At 67.5% G+C, this 11,993-nt stretch carries 12 protein-coding genes; 4 read left to right on the top strand and 8 right to left on the bottom strand.

Features of this window, described 5'->3' with window-relative positions; all coding sequences use genetic code 11:
* Window positions 1-17 precede the first annotated feature (17 nt).
* Window positions 18-1,151, bottom strand: coding sequence for an NAD(P)H-dependent amine dehydrogenase family protein (locus tag ACZYVJ_RS16280; protein WP_463831970.1), 1,134 nt, complete (start codon window positions 1,149-1,151; stop codon window positions 18-20).
* A 74-nt stretch (window positions 1,152-1,225) separates the two neighbouring features.
* Between ACZYVJ_RS16280 and ACZYVJ_RS16275 the strand changes: the two genes are divergently transcribed.
* From ACZYVJ_RS16275 to ACZYVJ_RS16260, 4 genes are read left to right on the top strand one after another with little or no spacing between them, the layout of a single operon-like run.
* Complete coding sequence (locus ACZYVJ_RS16275; protein ID WP_463831969.1) at window positions 1,226-2,104, top strand: helix-turn-helix domain-containing protein; 879 nt, start codon at window positions 1,226-1,228, stop codon at window positions 2,102-2,104.
* Window positions 2,105-2,129: 25 nt separating this feature from the next.
* Complete coding sequence (locus ACZYVJ_RS16270) at window positions 2,130-2,855, top strand: pirin family protein (RefSeq protein ID WP_463831968.1); 726 nt, start codon at window positions 2,130-2,132, stop codon at window positions 2,853-2,855.
* A gap of 57 nt (window positions 2,856-2,912) precedes the next feature.
* Window positions 2,913-4,364, top strand: coding sequence for a YhgE/Pip domain-containing protein (locus ACZYVJ_RS16265; RefSeq protein WP_463831967.1), 1,452 nt, complete (start codon window positions 2,913-2,915; stop codon window positions 4,362-4,364).
* A gap of 46 nt (window positions 4,365-4,410) precedes the next feature.
* On the top strand, window positions 4,411-5,550 hold the full coding sequence (locus ACZYVJ_RS16260; protein WP_463831966.1) for a phosphodiester glycosidase family protein: 1,140 nt from the start codon (window positions 4,411-4,413) through the stop codon (window positions 5,548-5,550).
* On the opposite strand, the gene ACZYVJ_RS16255 is transcribed toward ACZYVJ_RS16260, so the two are convergent.
* From ACZYVJ_RS16255 to ACZYVJ_RS16225, 7 genes are read right to left on the bottom strand one after another with little or no spacing between them, the layout of a single operon-like run.
* Window positions 5,543-6,244 carry a YoaK family protein gene (locus ACZYVJ_RS16255; protein WP_463831965.1) on the bottom strand — a complete coding sequence of 234 codons (702 nt, stop codon included), beginning with the start codon at window positions 6,242-6,244 and terminating at the stop codon, window positions 5,543-5,545. The genes ACZYVJ_RS16260 and ACZYVJ_RS16255 overlap by 8 nt on opposite strands.
* A gap of 39 nt (window positions 6,245-6,283) precedes the next feature.
* Window positions 6,284-7,051: a mammalian cell entry protein gene (locus ACZYVJ_RS16250; RefSeq protein WP_463833017.1), complete on the bottom strand. Its 768-nt coding sequence runs from the start codon at window positions 7,049-7,051 to the stop codon at window positions 6,284-6,286.
* Window positions 7,018-7,578, bottom strand: coding sequence for a mammalian cell entry protein (locus tag ACZYVJ_RS16245; RefSeq protein ID WP_463831964.1), 561 nt, complete (start codon window positions 7,576-7,578; stop codon window positions 7,018-7,020). Before ACZYVJ_RS16245 ends, ACZYVJ_RS16250 begins: the two co-directional genes overlap by 34 nt.
* Window positions 7,575-8,549: an RDD family protein gene (locus tag ACZYVJ_RS16240; protein ID WP_463831963.1), complete on the bottom strand. Its 975-nt coding sequence runs from the start codon at window positions 8,547-8,549 to the stop codon at window positions 7,575-7,577. Before ACZYVJ_RS16240 ends, ACZYVJ_RS16245 begins: the two co-directional genes overlap by 4 nt.
* A complete protein-coding gene (locus ACZYVJ_RS16235) occupies window positions 8,546-9,310 on the bottom strand; it encodes an Mce protein (RefSeq protein WP_463831962.1) in 765 nt (254 codons plus the stop codon). The genes ACZYVJ_RS16240 and ACZYVJ_RS16235 overlap by 4 nt, the downstream gene beginning before the upstream one ends.
* On the bottom strand, window positions 9,280-10,830 hold the full coding sequence (locus tag ACZYVJ_RS16230) for a virulence factor Mce family protein (protein ID WP_463831961.1): 1,551 nt from the start codon (window positions 10,828-10,830) through the stop codon (window positions 9,280-9,282). The genes ACZYVJ_RS16235 and ACZYVJ_RS16230 overlap by 31 nt, the downstream gene beginning before the upstream one ends.
* Window positions 10,824-11,993 (bottom strand): virulence factor Mce family protein, encoded by a 1,170-nt coding sequence (locus ACZYVJ_RS16225; protein ID WP_463831960.1) that lies wholly within the window; start codon window positions 11,991-11,993, stop codon window positions 10,824-10,826. The genes ACZYVJ_RS16230 and ACZYVJ_RS16225 overlap by 7 nt, the downstream gene beginning before the upstream one ends.

Raw genomic sequence — 11,993 nt, 5'->3', positions numbered from 1 at the left:
CGCTCGCCGTCGCCGGCCTAGAACAGCCGGCTGTCCGGCGGCGGCCCCTGCACCGGCCGGACCAATCCGGCCCCGGTGACCATCGGCAGGTCCAGTGCCGACAGCAGACCGGGCGGGGCCGCGCACACCGCCGGGATGGCGTTCACCATCCGCGAGGCGCCCGCGATGCGCGCCCCCAAATCGTGGTCGTGGTCTTCGGCCATCTCGAATTCGCAGCGCATACTCGGCGATCCCTCGATCTCCACGCGGTACAGCCCCTGCCCGGAGGCCAGCCCGTAGCCGAGGTCCTTCGGCGGGATCGAGATGTGCGGCTGCGGCCAGTCGGGGGCGATGTCGTCGCGCATCCGCGTCACGTGGTCGACCACGAAAGTCGGCTTCCCGTCGACATAACCGGTAAGCGTGGAGCGCATCGCGGCGATGGTTCCGGCGCTGATGTGTCCGGTGGGGGTGTCGAAGGACTCGGTGGCGGGAATCCGCTCGTTGCTCTCCTCGATGCTGTCGACCTTGACGCCCAGACCCGCGGCGAGTTGGTGCAGAACGGGCCCCCAGGCGAAGGTGAATATTCCGGGCTGCGCCGCGAACGCCTGATATTCCGGCGGCTTGCCGAAGCCGAGGATCTCGTAGACGGCCGACTCATCCGGATAGGTCGCGTAGTTGAACATCTCGGTGACCCGCACCGACTCGATCACCCGGGAAACGCCGGTAAGCACCAGTGGCAGCACGTCATTGGCGAACCCGGAGTCGATGCCGGTCGTGAAGAACGACACACCCCCGTCGAGCGCAGCCTGCCGCAGCGGGGCGGTGAAGGCGGCGTCAAGCCCGTCGGGAAAGACCAGCGGCACGACCGAGCAGGACACGACGTTCTTGCCGGACCGCAGGATCGAAATCATGTCGGCCGCGGCATCGAGCGGCCGTAGGTTGGCGCCGGCGGCATACACCACAACGTCGGCGTCGCCGGCGAGCAGGGCCCCCGAGTCCTGGGTGGCCACCACGCCGACCGGCGCGATCCCGCACAACTCCCCGGCGTCGCGGCCGGCCTTCGCGTCGCTGTGCACCACGACGTCGACCAGTTCCAGCTCCGGATGGTCGATCACCCCCCGCAGGGCGATCACACCCATGGATCCCGGCCCCCATACCCCCACCTTGAGCACGACAGTCTCCTAATATTAGGACGTATATTCTTGCATTTTGGACGGATCGTAGGGAGACGGCGGTGGATACGTCAATGGCGGAGACGCGAGGCGAATCGGGCCTCAAGTCGCCGCCCACCGCGCGGGTGATGGATGTCCTTGCCGCCCTGGCGAATTCGAGGTCCGGCCTGACCTCGGCCGAGCTGGCCAAGAGCTGCGCGATCAGCACCTCGACCTGCGCCCTGGTGCTGGCCGAACTGGAGCGACGGGCCTGGGTGGCGCGCCGCGGCGATCGCCGCTATGTGCTGGGTAGCGGATTGTTCGGGCTGGTCCACGGGCTGCGCGAACAGTTCCCGCTGCTGGACCGCGGGCGTGACGCGCTGCGCTTTCTGCACGAGACGCTCGGCGCCGGCTGCTCGATGTCGAGGATCGGCGCACGGCATCTGACCACGGTCGACGCGGTAGGCCACGGCACCGACGGCGAGCACGCCGTGGGGCAACGCTTCCCCATCGATCCGCCGTTCGGCCTGGTCGCCATGGCCTGGCGTGACCACGACTTCGTCGAGGCGTGGTTGCACCGGGTGATGCCCAGGCTCACCCGCACCGAGATCGCCGAGCACCAACGGGTACTGGCAGATATCCGCGCCCGCGGCTACGGCGCCTGGCGGTTCGACGACACCCACCGGTCGCTGCACACTCGGCTGGCCGACGTGCTGGCCTCGCTGGAGCCGACGGCGCAGGTCACCCGCCAGCTCACCACGCTGATGACGATGGTTACCCTCCAGTCGGTCACCGACGTGCTCGAAACAGAGCTGCCGACAACGGAATTCGTGGTCCTGCCGATATTCGCCCATGACGGCCAGCCGGAGTACCAGATCGAGATCCACCTGGGCCACGCGACCGGGCTGAGCCTGCCGGAACTCGACGCCGCGCTGCGGCACGCCCAGGGCCTGCTCGCGGCGGCGGTGACCTGACGCGGCTGACGATTAGGCTGGCGTGATGCCGGCCACCACGGAGATCAGGGCTGCGGCAACCCGGGCCGTCACCAGCACCCCCTGGCTGACCTCCCGGCACTCCTTCTCCTTCGGCGACCACTACTACCCGGACAACACCCATTTCGGGCTGCTGCTGGTGAACAACGACGACATCGTCTCGCCGGGAACGGGATTCGACACCCACCCACACCGGGACATGGAGATCGTGACCTGGGTGCTGCGCGGCGAACTGTCGCATCAGGATTCCGCAGGCAATCGCGGGGTGATCTATCCCGGCCTGGCGCAACGCATGTCGGCCGGCAGCGGAATCCTGCATTCCGAGCGAAACGACTCCCCCAGTGAGCCGGTTCATTTCGTGCAGATGTGGGTGGTGCCCGACGAGGCTGGTGTACCACCGAGCTACCAACAGCATAAGATCGACGACAAGCTGCTGACCGGCAACCTTGTGACGATCGCCTCAGGGATGTCCACCCATGACGCCGCGATCACCCTGCACAACCGCAACGCCGCGCTGCACGGGACCCGGCTGCCGGCCGGTTCCGCGGTGAGCCTGCCACGGGCTCCCTACCTGCACCTTTTCGTGGCCCGGGGCCGGGTTAGCGTGGAAGGGATCGGCGCGGTGAACGAGGGCGACGCCGTGCGATTCACCGACGCGGACGGCCGGCGCGTGTCGGCGAGCGAGCCGTCGGAACTGCTGATCTGGGAGATGCACGCGAAGCTGGGCGACTGAGGCCATAGAGGGCACACGCAGCAGCCCATAGAGTGGGCACGACAGACAGGAGTCGGCATGCCTTCCTCGCACCCGCAGCACGCGGCGCCCAACCCCAACCGGAACATCAAAGCGATCCGCACCGTGCGGTTCTGGGCGGCACCCCTGGTCATCACCGTCGCGCTGATGTCGGCGTTGTGCGCACTCTATCTCGGCGGCATCCTGAACCCGACGACCAACCTGCGCCATTTCCCGATCGCGGTGGTGAACGAGGACGCGGGCCCCGGGGGTGCACAGATCGCCGACCGGCTGGTCAATGGCTTGGACAAGAACAAGTTCGACGTCCGCGTGCTCTCCCGCAGCGAGGCCAAGCACCAGCTGGACACCGGCCGGGTGTACGGCGAGGTACTGATTCCACCGAGCTTCTCGTCGAAGTTGCGGGACTTCGCGACCAGTGCGGTGCTGCCGGCGCGCGCGGACCGGCCGTCGATCACGGTCTCCACCAATCCGCGGGCCGGAACGCTCGGCGCGAGCATCGCCGGCCAAACCCTCAACACGGCGATGGGGATGGCCAACGGCATAGCCGGGCAACGGGTTATGGCCGAGGTCGCCGCGCAAACCGGCGGCGCACCGCTGGCCGGGGCGGCCCAGGTGGGTCTGAGCGCCCCCATCGACATCCAGTCCAACGTGTACAACCCGTTGCCGAACGGCACCGGCAACGGCCTGTCGGCCTTCTATTACGCGCTGTTGCTGCTGCTTGCCGGCTTCACCGGCAGCATCGTGGTCAGCACGCTGGTGGACGCGTTACTCGGTTATGTGCCGGCCGAATTCGGGCCGGTGTACCGGTTCGCGGAGCAGGTCAGGATCTCCAGGTTTCAGACGCTGTTGCTGAAGTGGGCGATGATGGTGCTGCTGGGGTTGCTGACCTCGGCGGTGTACCTCGCGATCGCCGACGGGCTGGGCATGCCCATCGATCACAGCTGGCAGCTGTGGGCGTTCGGCGTCTTTGCGATCGCCGCGGTCGGCATCACGTCCAGTTCCCTGCTCTCGGTGCTGGGCACCGCCGGAATGCTGGTCAGCATGCTCATCTTCGTGATCCTCGGGCTGCCGTCGGCAGGCGCCACGGTGCCGCTGGAGGCGACGCCGTCCTTCTTCCGTTGGCTGGCCGAATTCGAGCCGATGCACCAGGTCTTCCTCGGGGCCCGGTCGCTGCTGTACTTCGGCGGCCATGGCGATGCCGGCCTGACGCAGGCGCTGACCATGACGACGATCGGCCTCGTCATCGGGCTGCTGTTCGGCGGCGTCGTCACACACCTGTACGACCGCAAGGGTTTTCACCGGATTCAGGGTGCGGCCGAACTGGCGATCGCCCAGGAACACCAGGCGCAGCACCAGGCGCGGCGCGGCAAGCGCCCGGAAGCGGCCGCCGCCCCGGCCGCCAACACCGAGCCGGCCAGTCCGGAGGCGACAGTCACGGAGCCGGCCGAACCCGCCGCCACCGAGCCCGAAAGTTCAAGCGAGCAAGCGTAATTCGCGCGTAGCCCGACCGTCACCGCACCGTTATTTAATTGACAGTGTGACTCCTGGGGCTGATGATGTCTCTGTTGCATTAGTTCCTGGCGGAAAGGCTATCGTGCTGACCCGACGCGCCAGCTTCCGCCGGCTGGCGGCGTGCTGCGCGGCTGTCGTCGCCTGCTTCACGCTGGCCGTCACCTCCGGACAGCCCCTCGCCCGGGCCGCCGACGGCCGCGACCTGCTCGCCAACGCCATCGGCAGCACCCGTGGCTCCTACCTGGTCTACAACTTCGGGCCGGGCCATCCCGCGCCGATGCTCAACGCCGGTGGCAGCTGGTACGAGATGAACAACGGCGGCCATCTGATGATCATCAAGAACGCGGCGGGACGCCTGTCGCCGCACCTGCTGGTCGACACGCACCAGGGTGATCAGGCCCGTTGCGAGAACAACCCGGCGGCGCGCACCGGTGAGGGACTCTGGCAGGCTTCGGAGCTGTACGCCCCGCTGCAGGCCTGGCAGCGGATGGGCCAGCCGACCATCGCGATCAACGCCAACTTCTTCGACGTCCGCGGCCAAAAGGGCGGCTCGTGGCGCCAGACCGGCTGCAGCTCACCGCTGGGCGCCTTCGTCGACAACACCCAGGGCCAGGGCCGCGCCAACCAGGCGGTCACCGGCACCGCCGCCTATCCCGGCAAGCAGGGCCTGTCCGGTGGCGGCGAAAGCTGGAGCGCCCTGTCGACGATGATCCTGCCGTCCGGTGGCGCCCCATATGTGGTGTGGCCCAGGACAAAGAGCGACTACGACGCCGCCACTCCGGTGGTCGCCGACCTGCTCAACAAGAACGAGAAGTTCGTCGCGGTCTCGGGCATCGGTCTGTTGGCGCCCGGCAATACCGGACAGCTGCACGACGGCGGGCCCAGCGCGGCCCGAACGGCTTTGGCCTACGCCAGGCAAAAGGACGAGATGTACATCTTCGAGGGCGGCAATTACACCCCGGACAACATGCAGGACCTGTTCCGCGGCCTGGGCGGCGATAACGCCGTGCTGCTCGACGGCGGCGGCTCGTCGGCCATCGTGCTGCGCCGCGACACCGGCGGCATGTGGGCCGGCGCGGGATCACCGCGCGGATCGTGCGACACCCGCCAGGTGCTCTGCGATTCACACGAGCGCGCGCTGCCCAGCTGGCTGGCGTTCAACTAGCAACGGCCGCAGCGGTTTTCGTGACCGACGGGCCCAGCCGGAAGATCAGCAGGCTCGCCGCTATCACCGCCGCCGCGACCACGAACACCGGGGCGATCACATATCTGGACATCGTCGCGCCGAACAAGGCGCCGGCGCACATGGTGGCAACCACGCCGATGCGCAACCTCTGGCGTTCCCCGGTGCCCCCGGCCGGCCGGCTGTCCAGTCCGAGGCTGACGATCGTCGACGTCAGCACCGTGGTGGAGAGCTCCTGAATGCCGAACTGGCGTGCACTCGAGTGTTGTAAGCCGAACGTCACCGCGAGGACGCCGATCATGACCAGCTTGGTATTCCCCTGATAGCGCAGCACTCCCGCGCCCGCCAGGATGGCCAGCGCCACCAATAGGGCGATCTCGGTCGTCAGCACCGTGGTGATCCATGCGCGCGTGCGCGCACCGAGATGCCGGAACAACCGGCCGCTGACGATCGTGGTGCAGACGAACGTCGGCAGGGCGACCGCGACGGCGGTCAGGTCGACGGTGGTCGTCGGGGCCAGCCAGAACCCGAGGAAGATCACGTTGCCGGTCATGTTGGCGACGAACACGTGGCCCAGGACCAGGATGCTGATCGAGTCGGCCAGCCCGGTGGCGAAGGTCAACAGCAGCAACGCTGCTACGGTCCATCGTTGCGATACCGGTGACGTGACAGCCATGCGGTGCAGTATATTTCGGGCCGTCGCCTATCGTCGCCGCTAAACTTTTGGTGTCAGATCCAGGGACGTGATCGTCGTCATCCTGGTCACCAGCCATCGGTTGTCGGACCGCTTCAGGAACAGCCGGTACGACAGGTATTTCAGTGACGGGACGTTCTTGGTCAGCGGGCTCGTGGAGGTCGTGTTGGTGTAGACGATCACCGAAGCGTTGAGATCGTCCAGCGTCTCCACCGCCGCGCCGGCGACCTCGGTGCTGTTGCTGATCTTGGCCTGCTTGTTGGGCGCCACGATCGCATCGACGAATTTGCGGTACTGCGCCTCGAAATCTCCGCTGAGATAGCGGGATGCCCGGTCGGCGAGCGTGTCCATGTTTTCCGGCGTGTACGTCCACAGCGTGGTGATCGCGTTTGCGGCGGTCCGCGCGACGTTCAGTTTCGTTGCGGCGGTGGCACGATCGGCCAGGTACGGCTGCATCATCGCGCCGGTGAATGCGGCGGAGCCGACGAACAGCAGGGCAGCGATCGCGGCGACCACGGCCCAGGCCTTACCGGCCCGCCGCTTCTTCCCAGCGCCGTCGGCCGGCGCCGCGTCGGTGGTCTGTTCCGCGTCCTCGCCGGCGGCCTCGGCATCGGCGCCGTTCGACTCGGCCGCATCCGTCTCGGCAGCATCGGATTCCGTTGTCGCATCGTCTTTTCCGTCACGCGCCTCCGGGCCGTCGCCCTCCGCCGCGCCCGCCGCCTCGGTCTCGGGGGCGGCCGGGTTCTCCTCGGCGGTCACATCACCTGCTGCAGGCTGCTGATCTTCCACTGGTTCCCTTCCTGCGTCGCGGTTGCCGCCCAACGATTGGCGTTCTGCAATACCTGTTTTTCGTCCGGCGACTTGGTGGTGATCGCCGTGGCCACCATGACGCTGACGCTGCCGTCGTCGTTCCATCGCTCCAGGCCGGCGTCCAGGACGCTGCCGGTAGCCGGTTCGGCCCGCGCGACCTGAAGCAGGATCTCGTTGGCCTTCTGCTGATACTGCTTGGCGAAGTCGCCGGTCGCCTGCGCCAAGATCCGGTTCACGTAGTCGTTGGCGTGAAAGGGATCGATGGAGGTGAACTGCGTCATGAACCCGGTCACGTAGGTGAGCACCTCGCGGTCCTTCGACGCGGTCCGCGCCCGGGATTCATGCGAGCCGAGCATCAGCGCGCAGGCCGTGATCGCCGCCACCATCAGCAGCGCGGCGACCGTGCCGGCCAACGGCACCAGCCATGGCCGCCGCATCTCGGCCTCGACCGGGCGTGCGACGAGCAGCGGCCGGTCGCCGGGTCCAAACCTGCGGCGCGGGCTCATTTTCCGCCCCCCGGCTGCTTGGGCTTGGTCAGCACGTTGAGATCGTCGACGCGCCAGGAGTTTCCGCCGCCCTTGGCGAAGTTCACCCGCACGGTGGCGCTGATGTAGCGCTGCTCAGGCCCGATGCCGCGGCGGCCTTGCATGAACAGCAGCATCGTCGCCCGGTCCGGGCTCGCCGACTCGATCGAGCTGTTGGTGACCCAGTACTCGTTGATGGCCGGGTGCCCCTTTTGCACCAGGTCCTGCTGGGCGGCCAGCTGGGGCCGATATTTGTCGGTCGCCAGCGACAGCGCCCGGGTGAAGTCGTCGTGCAGCGACTTGGGGTCGTACGTCAGCATCTGGGCGACGATCTTCGGTCCCTGCGTGGCGATCTGGGCGCGGGTCTGATCGGTCGCCCGGTCCGTGGAGTACACCACGAAAAAGCTGATCGCGGCCCCGGCCAAGCAGAGCGCCAACGCGCTCGACACCACTCCCGTGGTCCAGCGCCGGATGTGGGCCGGCGCCGCCGTGCCCGGTTCGAGGGGGCGGACCTCGGTGCGCGCCAGCATGTCGGCGAACGTGCGGCGGCGTGAATCCCACAGGGGCCAAAGCCATCCCACGATCGAGACGGTATCGAGCAGGTGGGCGACGTCTCGGAGCAGCAGGGTCCACGGGCCGGGCGCGTCACCGGTGCGTCGGGTCACCGCGATACCCACCTGCGCGCGGCCCAGGCTCCAGCCGGTGATCACCGGCAGCAGCAGGCGGTTTACCAATACCAGCAGCGTGCCGATGCCGAGTACGGAGATGGCCAGCCACCACCACGCGCCGTGGGCCGGCACGGTACGCAACACGAACGCCATCGTGACGATCACCGCGAGGCCAGGCAGCACGTCGACGGCGAAGGCGCGAACGCGAGAATGCCAGGGCGCCATGGCTTCCCGCGGTGACTCCTGGATTGCCGTGGGCGCAGTCTGTTCGACCACCACCGTCACTTCGTCACCTGGTCGAGCTTGGAAATCTTGTACTGCCCCTCGGCGAAGGCCATCTTCACGCGCAGCCGGTAGCCCGCTTCGCTCTGGTTCTGGTCGCTGGCCACCTTGACGCGCAGCGCGACCAGGATGTCGATCGAACCGTCGGGGTTGTTGCGCTCGACTGCCGCCCGCACGTCCGACACCTGGACGTGGATGTTCGCGGCCTGATACGCCTGCACGAGCATGCTGGTGTAGAGCAGCGCCTGCGAGCGGAAGGCGTCAGTGCCGCAGTCGACTATCTTCTGCTCGCTCGCGGTCATCGCGTTGGTGTCCGGCGCCTGGGTCGCCGACACGCATTCCACCGCCGCCTTCAGCGCCGCGGCGTCGTTGCGGGCGATCTGCTGGCTTTGGTGGTGGTAGTACAACGCGAGGTAGCCGCCCGCGCCGACGCCGAGGGCGCACAGCACCAGCAGCGCCGCGATCGCGGCCAGCCAGCCGCGACCCACCCGGGACGGGCCTCGCGGTGCGGCCACCGCGGCCTCGCCGGGCTCCGCGTCACCCTCGCCGGATTCCGCGTCCTCCTCGGTGGCGTCGTCGGACTCGGACGTGTCGGTGCCGACAGCACCGTCAGTGGATTCCACCGCGTCCTCGGCAGCGTCCTGCGGACCGGTTTGCTCGGCTCCGTTCTCGGGTGCCGCCGAATCCTCGATCTTGTCCTGGGTGGTCAATGAATCGTCCGTGTCGATGGGGTTCAGCCGGCTGGCGCCAGCATCTCCTTCCATCCATCGTCTCCTGTTCTGGTCGAGTTCTCGACGGAGTATTTAACTCCGTCTGGCCCTACCAGTTCACCGCTTTGGGGACTGTAGATCGCCGAGGGAGGCCCGCTGGGTTTGTAGACACAGGGGTTGGGCTGCTGGCCATTGCATTGCACGGTACCCGACCCCGGCCGGGACAACGGATCGCTGGTGGGCGGGGGTGTGCCCGCGACCCGGTCCGAGGGTGCCGGGTTGAGCCCGTTGTCCACCGACGGCGCGGGGATCACCATGCCCGGCTTCACCGGCTGGTCACAGCGCGCCGCCGGCGCGGGGCAGGTCAGGGTCTGGTTGGGGTCTCCGAACCAGGGGTTGGTACCCGCCGGCACGTACGGCTTGGGGTCGCGGCATTCCCGCGGGGTTGCGGCCCGTTTGCCCGGAATGTCCGTGCACGGGATGTTGCGCGACCCGCGCACACTGTTCGCCGGGGTCTCCATCGGGATCTTGCAGTACGTGCCCGTGGGCAACGGCTGGATGCTGGTGTCGGCCGGGGACCGCCACTCCGGGGCCGGGATGAAGCCGGTCAGACACGGCGGCGGCTGGTTGATCGACAGCGCCAGGTCCAGTGCGGCCATGTTCGGGAACGGCGCGGCCACCGTCTGGGCGATCGACGCACCCTGCGGGAGGAACACCAGGACCTGCTCGACGCCGGTGTGGTAGCGCTTGAGCAGGTCGAAGACGACCTCCAGGTTGGCCAGCGTCTGCGGCAGCGAATCCTTGACATCGCTGAAGACCGAGTTGACCTGGTCGGCCGTCGGCGCCGCCTGGCGCAGCAGACTCTTCAGGTGTTGATCCTCCTGCGCGGACTGGGCGCCCAGCCTGTTCAGGTTGCGTGCCCAGCGCTCGATGTTGTCACCCGATTTGACCTGGCTGTCCAGCACCGGCCCGGAGTTCTGGATGATGTCGTTGACGTCGGTCATCTGGTTTTTGAAGTCGCCGACGATCGCCTGCGTGGCGTCGACCAACCGCTGCAGGTTGGGGCCCAACCCGCCGACGGATTGCGCCGTCTCGTCGAGCAGCTGGCCGAGCTTCTCCTTGGGCAGCACCGACAGCCCGCGGTTCGCCGTGTCCAGGGCGGGCCCGATCTCGGCGGGCACCGTTCCCTTGGTGATGGTCTGCCCGTCGGCCAGGTACCTGCCGGGGTTCCCGCTCGAGGTCAGGTCCAGGTACTGCTCACCGACGGCCGAAACCGAGTGGACGTTGGCCGTGGCATCGACCGGGATCTTGTAGCGGCTGTCGATGCTCATCGTCGCCTGGGCGCCGTGCTCGGTGGGCTCGACGTCGGTCACCTTGCCGATGGTGATGCCGCGATAGGTGACGTTGGACGTGGGATACAGCCCGCCGGAGGCGGGCAGTTCGGCCTTCAGTGTGTAGCGGCCGATGCCCACCAGGCTCGGGATCTGCAGGTAGTAGATCCCGAGCACGAGCAGCGAGATGACGGTCAGGATCCCGAAGGCGATCAGCTGGCGTCGGATGAAGGGAGTCAGCAATTCCTGTCCCCCCTTTCCACCAGCGGTCCACCCGGTGCGTCGTTCGGGTTAGGCGTGTAGCGCACGTCCGGGATCATGGTCTCCGGATCGCGCCCGAACGACTGCTCGAGCGCCCGCAGGGCTCCCGACAAACCGGTCCCGGTGAGGAACGCGTTGTCGACGGCGCTGTAGGTCAGGTCGAGCGTCAACGAGATGTTGATGTAGTCACCGCGGAAGATCTTCGGGACCGTGTCGATGTCGAACGGCTGGGTGAGGATCAGCTTCAGCGCGCCGATCAGGTACGGCGAGGCCCGGCCGAGCTCCTTCAGCGGGCACTGCAGCGCCTGCAGGTCGGTGTGCAGCGGACCGCGCGCCTCCGACAGGTACTGGTCGGCCGCCTGGCTGAGGCGTCCCACCGAGTCGACGGCGTTGATCAGATGCTGCTGATAGTCCTTGTTCGCGAAGTATTTGATCAGCGGCGGGATGTCGGTCAGCACCCGGTCCAGGACGTCCGCGCGGCTGCCCACATAGGTCAGCAGCCGGTTGGTGGAGTCGATGGCGTGGGTGATGTCATCGCGCTGCTCGTTGAGCTGCCGGGTGAAGGTGTCCAGCTTGCCGAGCAGCGCCCGGATCTGGTCGCCGCGGCCGTTGAAGATGTTGTAGACCTCGTTCTGCAGCACCTCGAGGTTCGGGATGCCGCCGCCGCGCAGGATCAGCGACAGGCTGGCCAGCGTCTGCTCGGTCGTCGGATAGGACTGCGAGTTCTTCAACGGGATGGTGTCGCCGCTCTTGAGCAGCTCGGGCGACGGGTTCGGCGGTGCGGCGAGCTCGACGTGCTGCGAACCCAGCAGCGAGGTCTGGCCGATCTTGGCGGTGGCGTTCTTGGGCAGCTTGGTGTTCTTGTCCACGCCCAGCGTCAGCGTGGCTATCCAGTTCTTCAGCTGGATGGCTTTGATCGAGCCGACGAAGACGTCGGCGACCATCACCTTGCTGTTGCCGTTGATCGCGAGGGTGTCCGGCACCTGCACGTAGATGGTCATGGCCCCCCCTCCACCGCCAGGGCCGCCCGGGATCGCGACGTTGGCGATGCCCTTCCAGCCACAGGAGCTCAGCACCATCGCGGCGACCAGCAGGATCAGCCCTTGCCAGGTCCGGCGGCGGATCACCCGGAGTGCCCCCCTCAT

This window comes from Mycobacterium sp. IDUB_3, from assembly GCF_055419585.1.
The sequence above is the reverse complement of the archived record's forward strand: the minus strand, read 5'-3'. Positions and strand labels throughout refer to the sequence as shown.

Coding starts and splice junctions, on each gene's coding strand:
- ACZYVJ_RS16275 (WP_463831969.1), top strand. CDS start 1,226: ATGGCGGAGACGCGAGGCGAATCGGGCCTCAAGTCGCCGCCCACCGCG.
- ACZYVJ_RS16270 (WP_463831968.1), top strand. CDS start 2,130: ATGCCGGCCACCACGGAGATCAGGGCTGCGGCAACCCGGGCCGTCACC.
- ACZYVJ_RS16265 (WP_463831967.1), top strand. CDS start 2,913: ATGCCTTCCTCGCACCCGCAGCACGCGGCGCCCAACCCCAACCGGAAC.
- ACZYVJ_RS16255 (WP_463831965.1), bottom strand. CDS start 6,244: ATGGCTGTCACGTCACCGGTATCGCAACGATGGACCGTAGCAGCGTTG.
- ACZYVJ_RS16245 (WP_463831964.1), bottom strand. CDS start 7,578: ATGAGCCCGCGCCGCAGGTTTGGACCCGGCGACCGGCCGCTGCTCGTC.
- ACZYVJ_RS16235 (WP_463831962.1), bottom strand. CDS start 9,310: ATGGAAGGAGATGCTGGCGCCAGCCGGCTGAACCCCATCGACACGGAC.
- ACZYVJ_RS16225 (WP_463831960.1), bottom strand. CDS start 11,993: ATGAGGGGGGCACTCCGGGTGATCCGCCGCCGGACCTGGCAAGGGCTG.